This is a genomic window from Pseudomonas sp. FG36 (assembly GCF_057809275.1).
The window spans coordinates 46,710-68,790 of sequence record NZ_JBMDJQ010000012.1; the positions used below are offsets into that span (position 1 = coordinate 46,710).

Here is a 22,081-nt window from a genome sequence, read left to right on the forward strand (position 1 = left end):
GGTACATTCCGGTAGACTACCCTCCCTTCTTGATACAACTTCTGTGGGTTCCGCGAAAACACAGAGGTTGCCGATTACCAAGCAGTTTTTTGCTGGGCTGATTTCTTAAAATGACGAGCGAGCTCCATGCCGGGGATACCCCTGGTCTGTACAGACGCGGCAGTTTTTCGAGATGCACTGTGATTGACGCAGGTGATCGGGGGCTTCGGCCTTCCTTCGCTTTCTCCGGCGGCGCTGGCCGCCTTAACGCAGACTTCTAGGGTTTTTCATGACGCGCTACATATTCGTCACGGGCGGTGTTGTTTCTTCATTGGGGAAAGGCATTGCCTCGGCTTCCCTGGCGGCCATCCTGGAAGCGCGGGGGCTTAAAGTCACCATGCTCAAGCTGGACCCGTACATCAACGTCGACCCGGGCACCATGAGCCCGTTCCAGCACGGTGAAGTGTTCGTCACCCACGACGGCGCCGAGACCGACCTCGACCTGGGCCACTACGAGCGGTTCATCCGCACCACGATGACCCAGAACAACAACTTCACCACCGGCCGTATCTACGAGCACGTGCTGCGCAAGGAGCGCCGTGGTGATTATCTGGGCGCGACCATCCAGGTCATCCCGCACATCACCGACGAAATCAAGCGCCGCATCATCAAGGGCGCCGGCGATGCCGACGTCGCGCTGGTCGAGATCGGTGGCACCGTGGGCGACATCGAGTCGCAACCGTTCCTCGAGGCCATCCGCCAGCTGCGTGTCGAAGTGGGCTCCAAGCGCGCCATGCTGATGCACCTGACCCTGGTGCCATACATCGCCACCGCCGGCGAGACCAAGACCAAGCCGACCCAGCACTCGGTCAAGGAACTGCGCTCCATCGGCCTGCAGCCAGACGTGCTGATCTGCCGCTCCGACCACCCGGTCGACGCCTCGTCGCGCCGCAAGATCGCGCTGTTCACCAACGTCGAAGAGCGTGCGGTGATTTCGCTGGAAGACGTCGACACTATCTACAAGATCCCAGGCGTGCTGCATGCCCAGGGCCTGGACGACTTCGTCGTCGAGCGCTTCGGCCTGCAGTGCAACAGCGCCGACCTGTCCGAGTGGGACAAGGTCGTCGACGCCAAGCTCAACCCTGAGCAGGAAGTGACCATCGCCATGGTCGGCAAGTACATGGAGCTGCTGGACGCGTACAAGTCGCTGATCGAAGCGATGAGCCACGCCGGCATCACCAACCGCACCAAGGTCAACCTGCGCTACATCGACTCCGAAGACATCGAGAACCAGGGCACCAGCCTGCTCGAAGGCGCCGATGCCATTCTGGTCCCGGGCGGTTTCGGCCTGCGCGGCGTCGAAGGCAAGATCACCGCGGTGCAGTACGCCCGTGAGAACAAGGTCCCGTACCTGGGCATCTGCCTCGGCATGCAGGTGGCCGTGATCGAATTCGCCCGTAACGTGATGGGCTGGAAAGACGCCAACTCCACCGAGTTCGACCGCAACAGCGGCCACCCGGTCGTTGGCCTGATCACCGAGTGGGCCGATGCCACTGGCGCGGTCGAAACCCGTACTGAAGCGTCCGACCTGGGCGGCACCATGCGCCTGGGCGCTCAGGACTGCCAGTTGGCAGCCGGCTCCAAGGTGCACGACTGCTACGGCAAGGACATCATCACCGAGCGTCACCGCCACCGCTACGAAGTCAACAACAACCTGCTGCCGCAGCTGGTCGAAGCTGGCCTGCAGGTGTCCGGTCGCTCCGAAGACGGCGCGCTGGTTGAAGTGGTCGAGTCCAAGGACCACCCATGGTTCGTCGCCTGCCAGTTCCACCCGGAGTTCACCTCGACGCCACGTGACGGTCACCCGCTGTTCAGCGGTTTCGTCAAGGCTGCCCTGGCACAGAAGAACAAGGCCTGATCCATGACTCAGAAGATCATTCGCGTCGGTAACATCGAGATCGCCAACGACAAGCCGTTCGTCCTGTTCGGCGGCATGAACGTCCTGGAGTCCCGTGACCTGGCCCTGAAGGTCTGCGAGGAGTACGTGCGGGTTACCGAGAAGCTCGGTATCCCTTACGTGTTCAAGGCCAGCTTCGACAAGGCCAACCGTTCGTCGGTCAGCTCGTACCGCGGCCCAGGCATGGAAGAGGGCCTGAAGATCTTCGAGGAGATCAAGCAGACCTTCAACGTGCCGGTGATCACCGACGTGCACGAACCCTACCAGTGCGAACCGGTGGCCAAGGTGTGCGACATCATCCAGCTGCCGGCCTTCCTGTCGCGCCAGACCGACCTGGTCGTGGCGATGGCCAAGACGGACGCTGTGATCAACATCAAGAAGGCGCAGTTCCTGGCGCCCCACGAGATGAAGCACATCCTCGCCAAGTGCGTCGAGGCCGGCAACGACCAACTGATCCTCTGCGAGCGTGGTTCGAGCTTCGGCTACAACAACCTCGTCGTGGACATGCTCGGCTTCGGCATCATGAAGGAGTTCGAGTACCCGGTGTTCTTCGACGTGACCCACTCGTTGCAGACCCCGGGCGGTCGCGCCGACTCCGCCGGTGGCCGCCGCGCCCAGGTCACCGACCTGGCCAAGGCCGGCATGAGCCAGGGCCTGGCCGGCCTGTTCCTCGAGGCACATCCGGACCCGGACAACGCCAAGTGCGATGGCCCGTGCGCCCTGCGCCTGGACAAGCTGGAACCGTTCCTCAGCCAGCTCAAGCAGCTGGACGACCTGGTGAAAAGTTTTCCGACGGTAGAAACCGCGTAAAGCTCATTTCTCGGGTAAAGTACCGCCCGTTCCACCCCCTGACCTATCGGTCAGGGGCTCCCTTCGCCAGGCCTGCCCGTGCCATGTCGCCTGGTGAACGGCAAGAATTCCCAAAAGTTGCGTTCGTTTCGTCAATTCTGGAGTGCTTACAACAATGGCAAAGATCGTCGACATCAAAGGTCGTGAAGTTCTCGATTCCCGTGGCAACCCCACTGTGGAAGCCGATGTACTGCTCGACAACGGCATCATCGGCAGCGCCTGCGCGCCGTCGGGTGCTTCCACTGGCTCGCGCGAAGCGCTGGAGCTGCGTGATGGCGACAAGAGCCGTTACCTGGGCAAGGGCGTGCTGAAGGCCGTCGCCAACATCAACGGCCCGATCCGCGACCTGCTGCTGGGCAAGGACCCATCGGACCAGAAAGCCCTGGACCGCGCGATGATCGAGCTGGACGGCACCGAGAACAAGGCCAAGCTGGGCGCCAACGCCATCCTCGCCGTGTCCCTGGCAGCCGCCAAGGCTGCCGCCCAGGACCAGGACCTGCCGCTGTACGCGCACATCGCCAACCTCAACGGCACGCCGGGCCAGTACTCCATGCCGGTGCCGATGATGAACATCATCAACGGCGGCGAGCACGCCGACAACAACGTCGACATCCAGGAGTTCATGGTCCAGCCGGTTGGCGCCAAGACCTTCTCCGACGGCCTGCGCATGGGCACCGAGATCTTCCACCACCTCAAGGCCGTACTGAAGGCCCGTGGCCTGAACACCGCCGTCGGTGACGAAGGTGGCTTCGCGCCGAACCTGGCTTCCAACGAAGACGCCCTGGCCGCCATCGCCGAAGCTGTCGAGAAAGCCGGCTACAAGCTGGGCACCGACGTGACCCTGGCCCTGGACTGCGCCGCTTCCGAGTTCTATGAAGACGGCAAGTACAACCTGTCCGGCGAAGGCAAATCGTTCGACGCCGAAGGTTTCGCCGAGTACCTGAAGGGCCTGACCGAGCGTTTCCCGATCATCTCGATCGAAGACGGCCTGGACGAGTCCGACTGGGCTGGCTGGAAGATCCTCACCGACAAGATCGGCAAGAAAGTCCAGCTGGTTGGCGACGACCTGTTCGTGACCAACACCAAGATCCTGAAGGAAGGCATCGAGAAGGGCATCGGCAACTCGATCCTGATCAAGTTCAACCAGATCGGCTCGCTGACCGAAACCCTCGAAGCCATCCAGATGGCCAAGGCCGCTGGCTACACCGCGGTGATCTCGCACCGTTCCGGTGAAACCGAGGACTCGACCATCGCCGACCTGGCCGTGGGTACTGCCGCTGGCCAGATCAAGACCGGCTCGCTGTGCCGCTCCGACCGCGTCAGCAAGTACAACCAACTGCTGCGCATCGAAGAGCAACTGGGCGCCAAAGCCGTGTATCGCGGTCGTGCCGAGTTTCGCGGCTGAGCAAGAGATGGTAAAAAGGCAGCAGCCGGGGCCCGCTGAACGTTCGTACTGATCGTTTGGCTGTCTCCACGGGTTTCTGTCGACGAAGCCTGGCCTCGGCCAGGCTTCGTGCTATCGGAAGCTCGCTGCGGCGGCCTTTTTTACCCTGGATATCTTCATGCGCAGTCCCTATTGGTTGTTCCTCGTCCTGCTCCTGCTGCTCGGCGGCCTGCAATATCGCCTTTGGGTAGGTAATGGCAGCCTCGCGCAAGTGACCGAACTCAAGCAGCAGATCGCCGACCAGCATGCGGAAAACGAGCGCCTGCTGGAGCGCAATCGTGTGCTCGATGCCGAGGTCCTGGAGTTGAAGAAAGGTATGGAGACCGTGGAAGAACGGGCTCGTCATGAACTGGGGATGGTCAAGGAGGGTGAAACCCTCTACCAGCTGCCACAGAAATGACAAACGAACTGCCGGCCTTCTGGGCCGTGATTCCCGCCGCGGGCATTGGTGCCCGCATGGCTGCCGACAGGCCCAAGCAGTACCTGCAACTGGGCGGGCAGACCATTCTTGAGCATAGCCTCGACTGTTTCCTCGACCATCCCATGCTCAAGGGCGTGGTGGTCAGTATTGCCGAACACGACCCTTACTGGCCCGGCCTGCGCTGTGCCAGCGATCCGCGTATCCAGCGTGCCCCGGGTGGTGACGAGCGCGCTGACTCGGTGCTCAATGCGCTATTGCTGCTGCACGCCCAGGGCGCGTCGGATGACGACTGGGTGCTGGTGCACGACGCCGCGCGGCCGAATCTGGCGCGAGGCGATCTGGACAAGTTGCTGTCAGCCCTGGCTGAAGATCCCGTCGGTGGATTGCTCGCCGTACCCGCTCGGGACACGCTCAAGCGTGCCGACGGCGAGGGCAGGGTGGCGGCGACGGTCGACCGCAGCACCGTCTGGCAAGCCTACACCCCGCAGATGTTCCGCCTCGGCATGTTGCACCGGGCGCTGGCCGAGTGCCTGGTGTCCGATGTAGCAGTCACCGATGAGTCGTCCGCCATCGAGTGGGCCGGGTATGCGCCGCGCCTGGTCGAAGGGCGCAGCGACAATATCAAGGTGACCCGGCCAGAGGACTTGGAGTGGCTGCGCCAGCGATGGGCTGGGCGTCGCTGAAACAAGCGCTCCCAGGCTGTTATCCGACGACCCTGTACTCCGGCAGTTGCGCTAACCCATCTTTCAGGTAATCCACCAGCCTACGTACCTTCGGCGACAGATGCCGCTGCTGAGGATACAGCGCCCACACTGCCGTGTTCGGTGGCTGGTGTCCCTCCAGCAACGACACCAAGGCGCCACTGTGCAGGTGCTCGAGCACGTAGTAGTCCGGCAACTGGCACAAGCCCATCCCCAGCAGCGCCGCATCCAGCACCGCCTGGCCGCTGTTGCAGCGCCAGTTGCCCTGCACCCGCTGGCTGATCTCGCGACCCTCCTGCTGCAGCGCCCATAGGTCGGAGCTGCCGACCAGGCAATTGTGCCGCGCCAACTCCGACACGCTGTGCGGCCGACCATAGCGTTCCAGGTAAGCCGGCGAGGCGCACAGGTACATGCGCCGCGGCGCCAGGCGCGTGGCTACCAGCCGGGAATCCTGCAGGCGGCCCAGGCGGATCGCCAGGTCCATGCCTTCGTGTAGCAGGTCGAGGGTACGGTTGCTCAGTTCCACGTCCACCCGTAGCTGCGGATACAGCGCCATGAACCGCGTCACCAGCGGCACGATGAAACGCTCGCCATAGGCCACCGCGCAGGTCATGCGCAGCAGGCCCTTGGGTTCGCTGGCCAGGTCGCCCATCGCGCGCAGCGCTTCCTCGCGGCCATCTTGCAGGCGCTGGCAGTGCTGGAGGAAGGTCTGCCCGGCTTCGCTGAGGGTCACCCGCCGCGTGCTGCGGTACAGCAGGCGGGTCTGCAAGCGTTCCTCCAGGCGGGCGATCTGCCGGCTGATGTGCGAGGACGACACGCCCAGGCGTTCGGCGGCGGCGGTGAACTGGCCCGCCTCCGCCACTGCGACGAATTCGTCGATGCCTTCCCAGCGACTGCTCATGGATTATCCCTGCATGGCAATAATGTTTTGTGAATGCCTGGATTATTCACAAAAAGTCAGTGAATTACACTGGCAGCCTGCAATCGACATCTTCTCTGGAGACCCTTGATGATCAAGTCCCGTGCCGCCGTCGCCTTCGAGGCCAAGAAACCCCTGGAAATCGTCGAAGTCGACGTAGCCATGCCCAAGGCCGGTGAAGTCCTGCTGCGCGTTGTCGCCTCCGGTGTCTGCCACACTGACGCCTACACCCTGTCCGGCGCCGACCCGGAAGGCATCTTCCCTTCGATCCTCGGCCATGAGGGCGGGGCGATCGTCGAGGCGATTGGCGAGGGCGTGACCTCGGTGGCGGTGGGCGACCATGTCATCCCGCTGTATACCCCGGAATGTGGCCAGTGCAAGTTCTGCCGCTCGGGCAAGACCAACCTGTGCCAGGCCATCCGCGCCACCCAGGGCAAGGGCCTGATGCCCGACGGCACCACCCGTTTCAGCTACAAGGGCCAGCAGCTGTTCCACTACATGGGCACCTCGACCTTTTCCGAGTACACCGTGCTGCCGGAAATTTCCGTGGCCAAGATCCAGAAAGAGGCTCCGCTGGAGAAGGTCTGCCTGCTCGGCTGCGGCGTGACCACCGGTATTGGCGCGGTGCTCAATACCGCAAAGGTCAAGCCGGGTGACACCGTTGCCATCTTCGGCCTCGGCGGCATCGGTCTGTCGGCAGTGATTGGCGCGGTCAAGGCCAAGGCTTCGCGCATCATCGCCATCGACATCAACCCGGCCAAGTTCGAGATCGCCCGCCAGCTGGGCGCCACCGACTGCATCAACCCGAAAGACTACGACCGGCCGATCCAGGAAGTGATCGTCGACCTCACCGACGGTGGCGTGGACTTCTCCTTCGAGTGCATCGGCAATGTGCAATTGATGCGCGCGGCGCTGGAGTGCTGCCACAAGGGTTGGGGCGAGTCGGTGATCATCGGCGTGGCCGGTGCCGGCCAGGAAATCGCCACCCGTCCGTTCCAGCTGGTCACCGGTCGCGTCTGGCGCGGTTCGGCCTTCGGCGGTGTGCGTGGCCGCAGCGAGCTGCCGAGCTACGTGGAAATGTCCGAGAAAGGCGAGATCCCGCTGGACACCTTCATTACCCACACCATGGGCCTGGAGGACATCAACAAAGCCTTCGACCTGATGCACGAAGGCAAGAGCATCCGCAGCGTGATCCACTTCTGAGGCCCTCGCCATGACGCTGGAAAACATCTCCTGCCAGAAAAGCTTCGGCGGCTGGCACAAGCGTTACCGGCACAGCTCCAAGGTGCTTGGCTGCGACATGGTGTTCGCGGTGTACCTGCCGCCCCAGGCCGAGCAGGGCGAAAAGCTGCCGGTGCTGTATTGGCTCAGTGGCCTGACCTGCACCGACGAGAACTTCATGCAGAAGGCCGGCGCCCAGCGCCTGGCCGCGGAGCTCGGGCTGATCATCGTCGCCCCGGACACCAGCCCGCGTGGCGAGCAGGTGCCGGGCGATCCGGACGGTGCCTGGGACTTCGGCCTCGGCGCGGGGTTCTACCTCAATGCCACCCAGCAGCCCTGGGCCAGGCATTATCGGATGCACGACTACGTGGTGGAGGAGTTGCCGGCCTTGATCGAGGCGTCTTTCCCGGCGTCCGACCAGCGCAGTATCAGTGGCCACTCGATGGGCGGGCATGGCGCGCTGGTCTGCGCGTTGCGCAACCCGGGGCGCTACCGCTCGGTGTCGGCGTTCTCACCGATCAGCAATCCAATGGATTGCCCGTGGGGCGAGAAGGCCTTCAGCCGCTACCTGGGCGAAGACCGGGTGCAGTGGCGCGAGTGGGATGCCAGTGTGCTGCTGGCCGAGGCGGACGAATGCCCGCCGCTGCTGGTGGACCAGGGGGATCGCGATGATTTCCTTGAAAAGCAGCTCAAGCCAGAGGCGCTGGAGCTGGCGGCGCGCAAGGGCGGCCATGGGCTGACCCTGCGTCTGCAGCCAGGCTACGACCATAGCTACTACTTCATCGCCAGCTTCATCGATGAACACCTGCGCCATCATGCGGTGGCACTGGGCAGGGTCTGAGCCGCAGGGCCGTGAAGCAGCCCCATTACCGCAAAAGCAGGTAGAATCACGCCCTGACTCAATCAGGGCGTTCTTCTATGCGTATTGGCCACGGCTACGATGTCCATCGTTTCTGCGACGGTGATTTCATTACCTTGGGCGGGGTGCGTATCCCCCACAAGTTCGGCCTGCTGGCCCACTCCGACGGCGACGTGCTGTTGCACGCCCTGAGCGATGCCTTGCTGGGCGCCGCGGCGCTGGGCGACATCGGCAAGCATTTCCCCGATACCGACCCGCAGTTCAAGGGCGCCGACAGCCGGGTGCTGCTGCGCCACGTGGTCGCTGTCGTGCGTGACAAGGGCTGGAAAGTCGGCAACGTCGACGCCACCATTGTCGCCCAGGCACCGAAGATGGCCCCGCACATCGAGACCATGCGCCAGCAGGTCGCCGCAGACCTGCAGGTCGAGCTCGACCAGGTCAACGTCAAGGCCACTACCGAAGAAAAGCTGGGCTTCACCGGTCGCGAGGAGGGCATCGCCGTACACGCGGTCGCCCTGCTGCTGCCAGCATGACCGAACTGGAACTGCTGGGCCCTCGGGCCTCGGGCGATGTCTTGGGCACCGCGGTGCTCAAGGCGGTGGCTGAAGACTTCCAGGTCGATGAAGTCCTGGATATCCCGCTGTCCGGCCAGGGCGAGCACCTGTGGCTGTGGGTCGAGAAGCGCGACCTCAACACTGAGGAAGCGGCTCGCCGCCTGGCCCGTGCCGCTGGCGTGCCGGTGCGCGCCATCAGCTATGCCGGCCTCAAGGACCGCCAGGCCCTGACCCGCCAGTGGTTCAGCCTGCACCTGCCGGGCAAGGCCGACCCAGACCTGTCCCGTGCCGAGGACGACACCCTGCGCGTGCTCAAGCAGGTGCGCCACCAGCGCAAGCTGCAGCGTGGCGCGCATTCGGCCAATGGCTTCACCTTGCGCCTGACCGCGCTGCAGGCCGACCAGCAGGCCCTCGATGCCCGCCTGGAGCAACTCAAGCAACAGGGCGTGCCCAACTACTTCGGCAGCCAGCGCTTCGGCCATGCCGGTGGCAACGTGCACGACGCCCAGGACTGGGCCGCTCGCCAGGCGCTGCCCGAGCAGCGCAACCTGCGTTCGCGGCTGCTGTCGGCCGGGCGCAGCTACCTGTTCAACCAGGTGCTGGCCGCCCGTGTCGCCGACGGCAGCTGGCAGCGCGCCCAGGTCGGCGACCTGCTGGCCTTCACCGACAAGCGCAGCTTCTTCGTGGCGGGCGAGGCCGAGTGCAACGACCCGCGCCTGGCCATTCTCGACCTGCACCCGACCGGCCCGCTGTGGGGCGCCGGTGCGGCACCGAGCCAGGGCGCGACCCTGGACCTCGAGTCCACGGTGGCCGGACGTCATCCGGCGCTGTGCGATTGGCTGGCGCGAGCGGGCATGGATCACGAACGGCGCATCCTGCGGCTCCCTATTGGGCGGCTGACGTGGCATTATCCCGAGCCTGATATCCTGCAACTGGAATTCGTCCTTCCGGCCGGATGCTTCGCCACCGTGGTGGTGCGCGAACTCGTCGATCTGGTGCCGGCAGGGCAGACGGACAGCCCATGCGTATTCTGATTTCGAATGACGACGGTGTTACCGCACCCGGCATCGCCGCGCTGCATGAAGCGTTGGTGGACTATGCCGAGTGCGTGGTGATTGCCCCGGATCAAGACAAGAGCGGTGCCGGCAGTTCGCTGACACTGGACCGGCCGCTGCACCCGCAGACCTTGGCCAACGGCTTCATCAGCCTCAACGGCACGCCCACCGACTGCGTGCACCTGGGGCTCAACGGCCTGCTGCCGGAAACCCCCGACATGGTGGTGTCCGGCATCAACCTGGGTGCCAACCTGGGGGATGACGTGCTCTATTCGGGCACGGTGGCTGCGGCGTTGGAGGGGCGCTTCCTCGGCGGCACCTCGCTGGCCTTCTCGCTGCTGTCGCGCCTGCCCGACAACCTGCCGACCGCCGCCTACATCGCCCGGCGCCTGGTCGAGGCGCAGTCGCGCCTGGAGTTGCCGCCGCGCACCGTGCTCAACGTCAACATCCCCAACCTGCCGCTGGAGCATATCCGTGGTATCCAGCTCACCCGCCTGGGCCATCGCGCACGGGCCGCGGCGCCGACCAAGGTGGTCAATCCGCGGGGCAAGGAAGGCTACTGGATCGCCGTGGCCGGCGATGCCGAAGACGGCGGCCCGGGCACCGACTTCCATGCCGTGATGCAGGGTTACGTGTCGATCACCCCGTTGCAGCTGGACCGCACCTTCAACGATGCCTTCGAGCGCCTCGACGGTTGGCTGGAGGGCCTGCTCTGATGCGCGAACAGGACGATCTGCAGCGCCGCGGCATCGGCATGACCTCCCAGCGTACCCGGGAGCGGCTGATCCAGCGGCTCTATGAGGAAGGTGTGTCGAACGCCAAGGTGCTCGAAGCCATTCGTCGCACCCCGCGTCACCTGTTCGTCGATGAAGCCCTGGCCCATCGCGCCTATGAAGACACGGCGCTGCCGATCGGCCACAACCAGACGATTTCCCAGCCGTTCATGGTCGCGCACATGAGCGAGTTGTTGCTCGAGGCAGGCCCCTTGGACAAGGTGCTGGAGATCGGCACCGGTTCGGGCTACCAGACCGCGATCCTCGCCCAGCTGGTCGAGCGGGTGTTCTCGGTGGAGCGCATCAAGGTGCTGCAGGACCGGGCCAAGGAGCGCCTGGTCGAGCTCAACCTGCGCAACGTGGTGTTCCGCTGGGGCGACGGCTGCGAAGGGTGGCCGGCGCTTGCGCCATACAACGGCATCATCGTCACCGCGGTCGCGCCTGAAGTGCCACAGGCATTGCTCGATCAGTTGGCGCCGGGTGGGCGCATGGTGATCCCGGTCGGGCCGGCGGGGGAGACCCAGCAACTGATGCTGATCGTGCGCGAAGAGCATGGTTTCTCGCGCCGGGTACTTGGGGCCGTGCGCTTCGTGCCGCTGCTCAATGGCCCGCTGGCCTGAGCGGCGTCACGGAATATTTGCGCCGACGACGAATTCTTGCGTCTGGGCCCTGTCTATCTGGCGTGGCGCTTTTCGTACACCGAGCAGGCCAACAGCGAGTCACCCCAAGCAGGGTGGCTCGGTTATAATTGAAACAATATTGCATTTTGTATCGTCATTTTTGACAGCATGAGGGGAGCGCGGGTGGGTCACACAGGCATGCGGCAGCGCAAGGATCGGTCGGTATTGAAGCTTCTGGTGATCGCGCTGGCCATGGGGACCCTGCTGGCTGGCTGTTCCAGCACCAGCTCGAACGGCGCCCGCGTGGTCGACCGCAACAACGCCGCGCCCAAGCGCCCGACCGTCACCTCCGGGCAGTACATCGTCAAACCCGGCGACACGCTGTTCTCCATCGCCTTCCGCTACGGTTGGGACTACAAGGAGCTGGCGGCGCGCAACAATATCCCCGCCCCCTACACCATCCGCCCGGGCCAGCCGATCCGTTTCAGCAGCGGCGCGGGGGGCAGCACGACGGTCGTCGGCAGCACTTCGTCGTCGAGCCGGACCACCGTGATCCGCCGGCCGGTCGCCACCACGGCACCGGCGACCAGCAATGGCAAAAGTGCCACAACTGCCCCTTCCACCACCTCGCAAACGGTTGCCCAGGTGCCCGCCGCAGAGCGCGCCGTCGGCGGTTGGACGTGGCCGGCGAACGGCGTGCTGATTGGAAAATTCGCTTCAAACGGTAGTTTGAATAAAGGCATTGATATCGCCGGTGATTTGGGACAGCCTGTTTTTGCTGCGTCTGATGGAGCGGTGGTCTACGCCGGCAGTGGCTTGAGGGGCTATGGCGAGCTCATCATCATCAAACACAGCGATACCTACGTCAGTGCCTACGGTCACAACCGCAGGCTTTTGGTTCGGGAGGGGCAGCAGGTCAAGGCAGGGCAGACGATCGCAGAAATGGGGTCCACGGGCACTGATCGGGTGAAGCTGCATTTCGAGATTCGCCGCCAGGGCAAACCCGTCGATCCTCTCCAGTTCCTGCCACGCCGTTGATCATTGTCCCGGCCTGTTCCTTGGATGTAGAGGGGACAGGCTCCAGCGCTGCCATGGAAGGGTGACGCTCGAGTCTGAGTTCGAACTCAGCAAAGGACTATAACAATGGCTCTCAGTAAAGAAGTGCCGGAGTTTGACATCGACGATGACCTGCTTCTGATGGAGACGGGCATCGTTTTGGAAACGGATGTGGTGTCAGACGAACCTGCTGTACCTTCGGTTCGGACCAAGTCGAAACAGGGCGCATCGCTCAAGCAGCACAAGTACATCGACTACAGTCGGGCACTTGATGCGACCCAACTGTATCTCAACGAAATCGGCTTCTCGCCCCTGCTTTCGCCAGAGGAAGAAGTGCATTTCGCGCGCCTGTCGCAAAAAGGCGACCCTGCCGGGCGCAAGCGCATGATCGAAAGCAACCTGCGCCTGGTGGTCAAGATCGCCCGCCGTTACGTCAATCGTGGCCTGTCGCTGCTCGACCTGATCGAGGAAGGCAACCTGGGCCTGATCCGTGCGGTGGAGAAGTTCGACCCCGAACGCGGTTTCCGCTTCTCGACCTACGCGACCTGGTGGATCCGCCAGACCATCGAGCGGGCGATCATGAACCAGACCCGCACCATCCGCCTGCCCATTCACGTGGTCAAGGAGCTCAACGTCTACCTGCGCGCCGCGCGTGAACTGACGCAGAAGCTCGACCACGAGCCGTCGCCCGAAGAGATCGCCAGCCTGCTGGAGAAACCGGTGGCCGAGGTCAAGCGCATGCTTGGCCTGAACGAGCGGGTGTCCTCTGTGGATGTCTCGCTGGGGCCGGACTCCGACAAGACGCTGCTCGACACCCTCACCGACGATCGTCCCACCGACCCATGCGAACTGCTGCAGGATGACGACCTGTCGCAGAGCATCGACCAGTGGCTGGGCGAGTTGACCGATAAGCAGCGTGAGGTGGTGGTACGGCGATTCGGCCTGCGTGGGCATGAAAGCAGTACCCTGGAGGATGTCGGGCTGGAGATCGGCCTGACCCGTGAGCGGGTGCGGCAGATTCAGGTCGAAGGCCTGAAGCGCCTGCGCGAGATCCTCGAGAAGAATGGCCTGTCCAGCGAGTCGCTGTTCCAGTAGTCAGTGACGTGCGCCAGGCAGACGCCCCGACTTTGTTCGGGGCGTTTGCGTAAGTGGCTTGGCGAACGCTTTGATCGATACCAACGAAAAACCCCGCCATCAAGGCGGGGTTTTCGTTTAGCCAGCAACGGTTTACTGGATCTGGCTGACCGAGCGTGGTGCAACCGGCTGGTTGTCGTTGGAGATGGTCACTTCCACACGACGGTTCTGCGCACGGCCGGAGTTGCTGCCGTTGTCCGCTACCGGATACTCCTTGCCATAGCCCTGGGCGACGATGCGCGCAGGGTCCACGCCGGCACGCACCAGTGCCATGCGCACTGCAGCGGCGCGACGTTCGGAGAGGGTCTGGTTGTAGTTGGCCGAACCGACGCTGTCGGTGTAGCCCTCGACGATCACCTTGCGCTCAGGGTTTTCCTGGAGGAACTGCGCCAGCTTGGTGACGTTCGGGTAGGCGCTGCTCTTGAGCTCGGCCTTGTTGAAGTCGAACAGCACATCGCCGAAGGTCACCAGGGTGCCACGGTCGGTCTGCTTGGCGTTGAGGCTGTCCTGCAGTTTCCTGATCTGCGCGTCGCGGGCGTCGAGCTTGGCCTGGGCGCGTTGCGCCGCGGCATTTTTCAGCTCGCCTTCGGCGGTGCGCAGGGCGATGGTCTGCTTGGCCACTTCGACGCGTTGATTGGTGAGGTAGGCGAGCTGGTCGACCTTCTTCTCATCCTCGCGATCCATGTAGGCCTTGTCGGCCTTGTTCAGCCAGTCCTGGGCGTCCTTGGTCTCGAGCGCGGCCACCTTGCTCGACTGCGGATCGCTCTGCAGGGCGGAGAAATTGGTGCGGGCCGACTCGAGGTTGGCGTTCGGGTCGTGGGAGCAGGCGGCAAGGCCGACGCTCAGGGCCAGCAGGGCGGGAATCATGACGTAGTTGCGCATAGTGTTCATCCTTTGATCTTTAAACGAAGGCTATAGAGGCAAGGCAGGCTTACTCAGCGCTGCGCAGGCCTTCCTCACGTACGTCCTGGACGCCCTGGCGGGCATCCTGCACGGCCTTCTGGGCCTTGGCCGCCTGGGCTTTGCGCTCGGCAAGGCGGGCGTCCCATTCGGCCTGCTCGGCCAGCAGCTTGGCATCGTCATACTTCTTGTCGTGCATGGCGATTTCGGCCTTCTTGAACTTGTCCTGGGCAGCCTTCATTTCCACAGCTGCGAACTCGGTGCCACCGGCGCTGACTGCCGAGTTGACCGCCGATTGGGTCACGGCGTACTGCTCGGTAGGCGGCTTGCCCGCGCAGCCGGCCAGCACCAGGCTGCTGCCCAGGGCCAGCGCGGCCAGCTTGAGCCCGCGCAGATGAGTGGAGGAAGGTTGTGCGATGCGGGTCTTCATGGTGGTCAACTCCATTGGGTCACTCCTGTTAAACGACGATGCCACGCAGTGACAATCGCTGTTCCCCTGTTGCCAGCGTCGGGCGCAAAGGCCCGTGTTTACAGGGTTTTGCCGTGATGGCTATTGGCTGTGACCGAAGCGTTTTTTGAATAGTTCAGAAAAATTTGCACGCTAAAGGTATTTTTTTCTGACTAATCAGTCAGCGGATTTCGCCTGGAACTTCCGCTGTAAATGACGGTATGCCGGGCAGTGCCCGGCACCCGAAGTGGCTCAGTGCGAGGGGTCTTTCTGTACCCGGCCAAGGGCCTGCAGGTGGCGCCGGGACAGGGCCAGAAAGCGCGGCGTAGGGCCGATGTCCTCGTACAACGGGTCGCCTTCCTCATCGGTGGCGATCACCTGCTGGCCCTTGACGTAGGGGAAGCTGGCCTCGAGTTCTTCCAGTGCCGCCGCCACCAGCTCGCCCAGGAGTTCCTCGGGGCTGCGCTTGGGGTACATGTCGATCAGCGCGGCCAGGCGCGCTTCGGCTTCCATGTCCAGGTGCAGGACATGGCCGGTGGGGCTCAGGCGGCCGGCGGCGTTCTGTTCCCAGTGCTGGGCGAGTTGGCGAATTTTCATGATGACCTCTGTCAAAGCCTGGAGTGGCATTGCTTCGGATGACCTGTGTTTACTTTAGTTGCTTTGGCGGCTTGCGGCTTGCCAGGGGCAGGCGCGAGTGGGCACTCTTGGGCGCATGCGGTTTCCTGGAGTGGAGAAGGCTGATGAGTGATATCGATCTGCGCTTGCGCGAGGATGTGCACCTTTTGGGAGAACTGCTTGGCGAGACCATCCGCCAGCAGCATGGCGAGGCGTTCCTGCAGAAGATCGAGGACATCCGCCACAGCGCCAAGGCCGACCGGCGCGGGGCGGGCGAGCAACTGAGCTCGACCCTGGGCGATCTGGCCGAGGAGGACCTGCTGCCGGTGGCGCGGGCGTTCAACCAGTTCCTCAACCTGGCCAACATCGCCGAGCAGTACCAGCTGATCCGCCGCCGTGACGCCGGCCAGCCCGAGCCGTTCGAGGCCCAGGTGCTCCCCGAGCTGCTGGCGCGCCTTAAAGCGGCTGGCCATGGCAATGATGAGCTGGCTCGGCAACTGGGCAAGTTGCACATCGAGCTGGTGCTCACCGCGCACCCCACCGAGGTGGCCAGGCGCACCCTGATCCAGAAGTACGACGCCATCGCCGCGCAGCTGGCCGCGCAGGATCACCGCGACCTGATCCCGGCCGAGCGCCAGCAGGTGCGTGAGCGCCTGCGCCGGTTGATCGCCGAGTCCTGGCACACCGAGGAAATCCGCAGGACCCGGCCGACGCCGGTGGACGAGGCGAAGTGGGGCTTCGCGGTGATCGAACACTCATTGTGGCAGGCGGTGCCCAGCCACCTGCGCAAGGTCGATGCGGCACTGTTCGAGGCGACCGGGCTGCACCTGCCGCTGGAGGCGGCGCCGGTTCGCTTTGCCTCTTGGATGGGCGGTGATCGTGACGGCAACCCCAATGTCACGGCGGCGGTAACCCGCGAAGTGCTGTTGCTGGCGCGCTGGATGGCCGCCGACCTGTTCCTGCGCGATATCGACTACCTGGCCGGCGAGCTATCCATGCAGCAGGCCAGCGCCGCGCTCAAGGAAAAGGTCGGGGACAGCGCCGAACCTTACCGGGCGCTGCTCAAGCAGTTGCGCGACCGTCTGCGTGCCACCCGCGCCTGGGCCCACGCCTCGTTGGCCGCGACGCAGCCGGCCAGCGCGACGGTGCTGGCGGACAATCGCGACCTTATCGCGCCGCTGGAGCTGTGCTACCAGTCGCTGCATGAGTGCGGCATGGGCGTGATCGCCGACGGCCCGTTGCTCGACTGCCTGCGCCGGGCGGTGACCTTTGGTCTGTTCCTGGTGCGCCTGGACGTGCGCCAGGACGCTGCCCGTCATCGCGATGCGCTGTCGGAAATCACCGACTACCTCGGCCTCGGCCGCTACGCCGAGTGGGACGAAGAGCGACGCATCACCTTCCTCCAGACCGAACTGAAGAACCGCCGCCCCCTGCTGCCGGCGCATTTCCAGCCCCAGGCCGAGACCGCCGAGGTACTCGCCACCTGCCGCGAAATCGCTGTGGCCCCGGCGGCGTCGCTGGGGTCGTACGTGATTTCCATGGCCGGCGCGGCGTCCGACGTGCTGGCGGTGCAGCTGTTGCTCAAGGAGGCCGGGCTGACCCGGCCGATGCGCGTGGTACCCCTGTTCGAGACCCTGGCCGACCTGGACAACGCAGGCCCGGTCATGGAGCGCCTGCTCGGGCTACCCGGCTATCGTGCCGGCCTGCACGGCCCGCAAGAGGTAATGATCGGCTATTCCGACTCGGCCAAGGATGCCGGCACCACGGCGGCGGCCTGGGCCCAGTACCGCGCCCAGGAAAACCTGGTACGTATCTGCCGTGAGCACCAGGTCGAGCTGCTGCTGTTCCATGGTCGCGGTGGCACCGTCGGACGTGGCGGCGGCCCTGCCCACGCGGCAATCCTGTCGCAGCCGCCGGGTTCGGTGGGCGGCCGTTTCCGCACCACCGAACAGGGCGAGATGATCCGCTTCAAGTTCGGTCTGCCGGGCATCGCCGAACAGAACCTCAATCTCTACCTGGCCGCGGTGCTGGAGGCGACCCTGTTGCCGCCACCGCCGCCAGAGCCGGCCTGGCGCGCACTGATGGACCAGCTGGCCGCCGACGGGGTCAAGGCCTACCGCGCCGTGGTGCGCGAAAATCCTGACTTCGTCGAGTACTTCCGCCAGTCCACCCCAGAGCAGGAGCTTGGCCGCCTGCCGCTGGGCAGTCGCCCGGCCAAGCGCCGCGCCGGCGGCATCGAAAGCCTGAGGGCGATCCCTTGGATCTTCGGCTGGACCCAGACACGGCTGATGCTGCCGGCCTGGCTCGGCTGGGAGACCGCGCTGAGCAATGCCCTGGCACGCGGGCAGGGCGCGCTGCTGGCGCAGATGCGCGAACAATGGCCGTTCTTCCGTACCCGCATCGACATGTTGGAGATGGTCCTGGCCAAGGCCGATGCGCAGATCGCCGAGGCCTACGACGAACGTCTGGTGCAACCCGAACTGCTGCCGTTGGGCGCGCACCTGCGCGACCTATTGTCGCAGTCGTGCCAGGTGGTCCTGGGTCTGACCGGGCAGTCGGTGCTACTGGCGCACAGCCCGGAAACCCTGGAATTCATCCGCCTGCGCAACACCTACCTGGACCCGCTGCACCGCCTGCAGGCCGAGTTGCTGGCACGCTCGCGCAGTCGCGAAGCCGCTCTGGACAGCCCGTTGGAACAGGCCTTGCTGGTGACGGTGGCCGGGATCGCGGCCGGGTTGCGCAACACCGGTTGAGTTCACCCCACGGCGGTCGCGGCGTGAGGCGGGGCTGGCCGTGGCCGCGCCCTCCACGGCCGGTTGCGCCCGGCGCAACCTGTCCCCCGGCAAGCCGCAAGTGGCGCATTCCTGCCACTTTGGGACGCTTGTCGGGGGGGCGGGCGCTGTGTATCTTGAGCAGCCTTTTGACCGATTTTGCGGTCTCGACCGATTTTTCCGGAGTTGGCCTTGTGCGCCGAATCCGTTGATTTGCATAAAAAATATGAGGAGCACAAGATGCGCGTAATTCTGCTGGGAGCTCCCGGGGCCGGTAAAGGTACTCAGGCAAAGTTCATCACCGAGAAGTTCGGTATTCCCCAGATCTCCACCGGTGACATGCTGCGTGCCGCCGTCAAGGCCGGTACCCCACTGGGCCTGGAGCTGAAAAAGGTCATGGATGCCGGCCAGCTGGTCTCCGACGAGCTGATCATCAGCCTGGTCAAGGAGCGCATCGCGCAGGCTGACTGCGCCAACGGCTGCCTGTTCGACGGCTTCCCGCGCACCATCCCGCAGGCTGAAGCCATGGTCGCTGCTGGCGTCGACATCGACGCAGTGGTCGAAATCGCCGTGGACGACGAAGAAATCGTCGGCCGCATGGCTGGCCGCCGCGTGCACCTGGCATCCGGCCGCACCTACCACATCCAGTACAACCCACCGAAGGTGGAAGGCAAGGACGACGTCACCGGCGAAGACCTGATCCAGCGCGATGACGACAAGGAAGAAACCGTGCGTCACCGCCTGTCGGTCTACCACAGCCAGACCAAGCCGCTGGTGGACTTCTACCAGAAGCTGTCGGCCGCCAACGCCGGCAAGCCGAAGTACAGCCACATCGAAGGCGTTGGTTCGGTCGAATCGATCACCGCCAAGGTGCTGGCAGCCCTGAGCTGATCCATCACCGTGCGTCACGACGGCCCGCTTGCGGGCCGTTGTCGTTTATACTGCCGCTCTTTTCCCTGTTGCCTGGATACCTTGCTCGATGACCACCTTGCTGGCCCTGGATACCGCTACCGAAGCCTGTTCCGTCGCCCTGCTGCATGACGGCAAGGTGACCAGCCATTACGAGGTGATCCCGCGCATGCACGCGCAGAAGCTGCTGCCGATGATCAAGCAGTTGCTGGCCGAATCGGGCGTGGCGCTGAGCGCGCTGGATGCCATCGCCTTCGGCCGTGGCCCGGGCGCCTTCACCGGCGTGCGTATCGCCATCGGCGTGGTCCAGGGCCTGGCCTTCGCCCTGGAGCGCCCGGTGCTGCCAACGTCCAACCTGGCGGCCCTGGCCCAGGGCGCCTTGCGTGAGCGGGGCGTGCAGCAGGTGGCCGCGGCCATCGACGCGCGCATGGACGAGGTGTACTGGGGTTGCTACCGCGCCGAACAGGGCGAGATGCGCCTGATCGGCCAGGAGGCGGTACTGCCGCCGGAGCGCGTGGCCCTGCCGCAAGCCCCGGGCGAGGCATGGTTTGGCGCCGGTACCGGCTGGGGCTACGCCGAGCGCCTGGCCGTGCAGGTTTCTGCCAGCGATGCGGCCGCGTTGCCCAGCGCCCTGGATATCCTCACCCTGGCCGGCTTCGCCTGGGCACGGGGCGAGGCGGTGGTCGCCGAACAGGCGCAACCGGTCTACTTGCGCGATAATGTGGCTACGCCCAAGGCGCGTTGAAGGCATTTCGTCGGCTATCGCCGTTCACGATAAAACCTTTTGCGCGAACTGTGGTCCAGTTATCAGTTCGGGCATTAGCGAAGGATTCCTGATGCTGCTAAATTGCCATCATTGATCCTGAGTGCCTTTGTCATGCGTATCGACGGCTTCTCCTCACAGAGCTACCCCATCAAGCGTGCGCCACGCAAGGCGCCGGCGCGTGACGAAGCCATCGACGAAGCCGATGCAGAGATCATCGAGGACATCGACGCGCAGATCAGCCGCGCCAGCCGTCGCGGCGAGAACCTGCCGGCCCGCCAGCAGGACCTGATCTTCCCCCGCGCCCGCAACCGCCGTACCTCCACCGCCCTGGCCAGCTACCTGACCACCGCCGGCTTCACCGACTGGGAGATGGAAGTGCTGGGGCTGGACCTGTACATTTGATGGATGACGCAATCACCCCTCCCTTATTTCCTCGGTTGCCCGTCCTGGGCTGAAAACGCCTGGCGCGAGTACCTCTATCCCGCCGACGCCCGTAGCGGCGAGTTCCTCGGGCTCTACAGCCAGGTATTCAACGCCGTTGAAGGCAATACCACCTTCTATGCCCGTCCCGCGCCGGCGACCGTCGAGCGTTGGGCGCAGATCATGCCGTCGGGGTTTCGCTTCACCGCCAAGTTTCCGGGCGATGTAAGCCATGCCGGCGACCTGCGTGAACAACTCGATGCGGCCGTCGACTTCACCCGGCTGATGGCGCCCCTGGGCGAGCGCGTGGCGCCGTACTGGCTGCAGTTGCCGGCAATGTTCGGCCCGTCGCGGCTGGGCGAGCTGGCGCATTTCCTTGATGAGATCGGTGTGGCGGTAGCGGTTGAGGTGCGCAACGACGCCTTCTTCGCCCGGGGCGAAGAGGAGCGTCAGCTCAATCGCCTGCTGCATGAACGTGGAGTCGAGCGTATCTGCCTGGATCCGCGTGCGTTGTTCAGTTGCACCTCGCGCGAGCCCGCGGTGCTCCATGCCCAGGCCAAGAAGCCCAAGGTGCCGCCGCGGCCAGCGGCCTTCAGCCAGTCTCCGCAGGTGCGCTTCATCGGCCACCCGCAGCTCGAGGCCAACGAGACCTTCCTCACCCCGTGGATCGACAAGGTCGCTGCATGGATCGAAGAGGGCCGCAGCCCCTACGTGTTCCTGCATACTTCCGACAATCGCCTTGCGGCGGCGCTGGCCCAGCGTTTTCACCAGCGGCTGATGGATCGCCTGCCGGGCCTTGCAGCGCTGCCTGAATTGCCCCGCGCCCCTGAGGTCGAACAACTGGGGTTACTTTGATCTGACTGCCGGGAGGTTGAACCATGGATGTGCAAACCCTGCGAGCCGAAGCCTTCAAGGCGCTGCATGAGCGAGATGGCGCGTTCGTCATCCCCAACCCGTGGGATGCCGGCTCCGCCCGGCTATTGGCCAGCCTGGGATATGAAGCGCTGGCCACGACAAGCGCGGGGCTGGCGTTCAGCCTGGGGCGGCCGGATGCCGAGGGCGCGCTGACGCTCGAGGAAACCCTGGGCAACGCCCAGGCGATCGTCGATGCCACGCCATTGCCGGTGGCGGCGGACCTGGAAAACGGCTTCGGCGATTTGCCCGAGGACTGCGCACAGACCATTCTGCGCTCCGCCGAGGCGGGGCTGGTGGGTGGTTCGATCGAAGATGCCAGTGGCCGCAGCGAAGCGCCGATCTACGACTTCGACCTGTCCGTGGCGCGTGTGCGCGCCGCCGTGCAGGCTGCCCGCGGCCTGCCGTTCCCCTTCACCCTTTGCGCGCGCGCCGAGAACCTGCTGCACGGGCGTCTCGACCTGGATGACACCATTCGCAGGCTGCAAGCCTATGCCGAGGCTGGCGCCGATGTGCTGTATGCCCCGGGGCTGCGCAGCGTCGATGAGATCCGTGCGGTGGTGCAGGCCGTGGCGCCAAGGCCGGTGAACGTGCTGATGGGCATGGCGGGCGTGCCCTTGAGCGTGAACCAGTTGCAAGATCTGGGCGTCAAGCGCATCAGTGTCGGCTCATCGCTGGCGCGTGCCGCCCTGGGCGCTTTGCAGCGGGCCGCGCTGGAGATCCATGAACAGGGCACTTTCAGTTATGGCGAACAGGCGTTGCCATTCGCTCAGCTCAATGACCTCTTCCGTCGCTGAG

General features: G+C 64.5%; 23 protein-coding genes. 19 read left to right on the plus strand and 4 right to left on the minus strand.

Annotated elements, in window-relative coordinates; genetic code table 11:
* The first annotated feature begins 268 nt into the window (after positions 1-268).
* The 5 genes from pyrG to ispD all read left to right on the plus strand — a co-directional run bounded on the left by pyrG (position 269) and on the right by ispD (position 5,333).
* On the plus strand, positions 269-1,897 hold the full coding sequence (gene pyrG, locus ACODS9_RS11730) for a CTP synthase (RefSeq protein WP_046854404.1): 1,629 nt from the start codon (positions 269-271) through the stop codon (positions 1,895-1,897).
* Positions 1,898-1,900: 3 nt separating this feature from the next.
* On the plus strand, positions 1,901-2,746 hold the full coding sequence (gene kdsA / locus ACODS9_RS11735; protein WP_489093945.1) for a 3-deoxy-8-phosphooctulonate synthase: 846 nt from the start codon (positions 1,901-1,903) through the stop codon (positions 2,744-2,746).
* A 154-nt stretch (positions 2,747-2,900) separates the two neighbouring features.
* A complete protein-coding gene (gene eno, locus ACODS9_RS11740; RefSeq protein WP_060510066.1) occupies positions 2,901-4,190 on the plus strand; it encodes a phosphopyruvate hydratase in 1,290 nt (429 codons plus the stop codon).
* A 157-nt stretch (positions 4,191-4,347) separates the two neighbouring features.
* Complete coding sequence (gene ftsB, locus ACODS9_RS11745) at positions 4,348-4,629, plus strand: cell division protein FtsB (protein ID WP_011535259.1); 282 nt, start codon at positions 4,348-4,350, stop codon at positions 4,627-4,629.
* The gene (ispD, locus tag ACODS9_RS11750) at positions 4,626-5,333 is read left to right on the plus strand and encodes a 2-C-methyl-D-erythritol 4-phosphate cytidylyltransferase (protein WP_046854406.1); all 708 of its coding nucleotides are present in this window, start codon (positions 4,626-4,628) and stop codon (positions 5,331-5,333) included. Before ftsB ends, ispD begins: the two co-directional genes overlap by 4 nt.
* A 19-nt stretch (positions 5,334-5,352) precedes the next feature.
* On the opposite strand, the gene ACODS9_RS11755 is transcribed toward ispD, so the two are convergent.
* Positions 5,353-6,252 (minus strand): LysR substrate-binding domain-containing protein, encoded by a 900-nt coding sequence (locus ACODS9_RS11755; protein ID WP_401110936.1) that lies wholly within the window; start codon positions 6,250-6,252, stop codon positions 5,353-5,355.
* Positions 6,253-6,360: 108 nt separating this feature from the next.
* Between ACODS9_RS11755 and ACODS9_RS11760 the strand changes: the two genes are divergently transcribed.
* The 8 genes from ACODS9_RS11760 (at position 6,361) to rpoS (ending at position 13,503) form a co-directional block, all read left to right on the plus strand.
* Positions 6,361-7,473: an S-(hydroxymethyl)glutathione dehydrogenase/class III alcohol dehydrogenase gene (locus tag ACODS9_RS11760; RefSeq protein ID WP_031315222.1), complete on the plus strand. Its 1,113-nt coding sequence runs from the start codon at positions 6,361-6,363 to the stop codon at positions 7,471-7,473.
* A gap of 10 nt (positions 7,474-7,483) precedes the next feature.
* Positions 7,484-8,332, plus strand: coding sequence for an S-formylglutathione hydrolase (fghA, locus tag ACODS9_RS11765; protein ID WP_489093946.1), 849 nt, complete (start codon positions 7,484-7,486; stop codon positions 8,330-8,332).
* A 77-nt stretch (positions 8,333-8,409) separates the two neighbouring features.
* On the plus strand, positions 8,410-8,883 hold the full coding sequence (gene ispF, locus ACODS9_RS11770; RefSeq protein WP_489093947.1) for a 2-C-methyl-D-erythritol 2,4-cyclodiphosphate synthase: 474 nt from the start codon (positions 8,410-8,412) through the stop codon (positions 8,881-8,883).
* Positions 8,880-9,938 (plus strand): tRNA pseudouridine(13) synthase TruD, encoded by a 1,059-nt coding sequence (truD, locus tag ACODS9_RS11775; RefSeq protein WP_401110929.1) that lies wholly within the window; start codon positions 8,880-8,882, stop codon positions 9,936-9,938. Before ispF ends, truD begins: the two co-directional genes overlap by 4 nt.
* Positions 9,926-10,675 carry a 5'/3'-nucleotidase SurE gene (surE, locus tag ACODS9_RS11780; RefSeq protein ID WP_489093948.1) on the plus strand — a complete coding sequence of 250 codons (750 nt, stop codon included), beginning with the start codon at positions 9,926-9,928 and terminating at the stop codon, positions 10,673-10,675. The genes truD and surE overlap by 13 nt, the downstream gene beginning before the upstream one ends.
* A gap of 38 nt (positions 10,676-10,713) precedes the next feature.
* Positions 10,714-11,352, plus strand: a complete 639-nt coding sequence (locus ACODS9_RS11785; RefSeq protein ID WP_162175259.1) for a protein-L-isoaspartate(D-aspartate) O-methyltransferase — start codon at positions 10,714-10,716, stop codon at positions 11,350-11,352.
* Between the two features lie 183 nt (positions 11,353-11,535).
* Entirely contained in the window at positions 11,536-12,390 is an 855-nt protein-coding gene (locus tag ACODS9_RS11790; protein WP_038706680.1) for a peptidoglycan DD-metalloendopeptidase family protein, read from the plus strand.
* A 105-nt stretch (positions 12,391-12,495) separates the two neighbouring features.
* Positions 12,496-13,503 (plus strand): RNA polymerase sigma factor RpoS, encoded by a 1,008-nt coding sequence (rpoS, locus tag ACODS9_RS11795; RefSeq protein ID WP_011535249.1) that lies wholly within the window; start codon positions 12,496-12,498, stop codon positions 13,501-13,503.
* A gap of 132 nt (positions 13,504-13,635) precedes the next feature.
* Here rpoS and lptF read toward each other — a convergent pair whose 3' ends face one another.
* From lptF to ACODS9_RS11810, 3 genes are all read right to left on the minus strand, one after another.
* Positions 13,636-14,424 (minus strand): lipotoxin F family OmpA-related lipoprotein LptF, encoded by a 789-nt coding sequence (lptF, locus tag ACODS9_RS11800; RefSeq protein WP_046854412.1) that lies wholly within the window; start codon positions 14,422-14,424, stop codon positions 13,636-13,638.
* 49 nt (positions 14,425-14,473) lie between these two features.
* Complete coding sequence (locus ACODS9_RS11805) at positions 14,474-14,887, minus strand: DUF4398 domain-containing protein (RefSeq protein WP_046854413.1); 414 nt, start codon at positions 14,885-14,887, stop codon at positions 14,474-14,476.
* Between the two features lie 255 nt (positions 14,888-15,142).
* Positions 15,143-15,487, minus strand: a complete 345-nt coding sequence (locus ACODS9_RS11810) for a hypothetical protein (protein ID WP_046854414.1) — start codon at positions 15,485-15,487, stop codon at positions 15,143-15,145.
* A 143-nt stretch (positions 15,488-15,630) separates the two neighbouring features.
* Here ACODS9_RS11810 and ppc point away from each other — a divergent pair, with 143 nt between their 5' ends.
* The 6 genes from ppc to ACODS9_RS11840 all read left to right on the plus strand — a co-directional run bounded on the left by ppc (position 15,631) and on the right by ACODS9_RS11840 (position 22,080).
* Positions 15,631-18,258, plus strand: coding sequence for a phosphoenolpyruvate carboxylase (gene ppc / locus ACODS9_RS11815; RefSeq protein ID WP_489093949.1), 2,628 nt, complete (start codon positions 15,631-15,633; stop codon positions 18,256-18,258).
* A 258-nt stretch (positions 18,259-18,516) separates the two neighbouring features.
* Positions 18,517-19,167 (plus strand): adenylate kinase, encoded by a 651-nt coding sequence (adk, locus tag ACODS9_RS11820; protein ID WP_023632584.1) that lies wholly within the window; start codon positions 18,517-18,519, stop codon positions 19,165-19,167.
* A gap of 88 nt (positions 19,168-19,255) precedes the next feature.
* The gene (gene tsaB / locus ACODS9_RS11825; RefSeq protein WP_401110920.1) at positions 19,256-19,930 is read left to right on the plus strand and encodes a tRNA (adenosine(37)-N6)-threonylcarbamoyltransferase complex dimerization subunit type 1 TsaB; all 675 of its coding nucleotides are present in this window, start codon (positions 19,256-19,258) and stop codon (positions 19,928-19,930) included.
* A gap of 132 nt (positions 19,931-20,062) precedes the next feature.
* Entirely contained in the window at positions 20,063-20,353 is a 291-nt protein-coding gene (locus tag ACODS9_RS11830; RefSeq protein ID WP_038707592.1) for a hypothetical protein, read from the plus strand.
* 3 nt (positions 20,354-20,356) lie between these two features.
* Complete coding sequence (locus tag ACODS9_RS11835; RefSeq protein WP_489093950.1) at positions 20,357-21,226, plus strand: DUF72 domain-containing protein; 870 nt, start codon at positions 20,357-20,359, stop codon at positions 21,224-21,226.
* Between the two features lie 23 nt (positions 21,227-21,249).
* On the plus strand, positions 21,250-22,080 hold the full coding sequence (locus ACODS9_RS11840) for an isocitrate lyase/PEP mutase family protein (RefSeq protein ID WP_489093951.1): 831 nt from the start codon (positions 21,250-21,252) through the stop codon (positions 22,078-22,080).
* The last annotated feature ends 1 nt before the right edge of the window (position 22,081 follow it).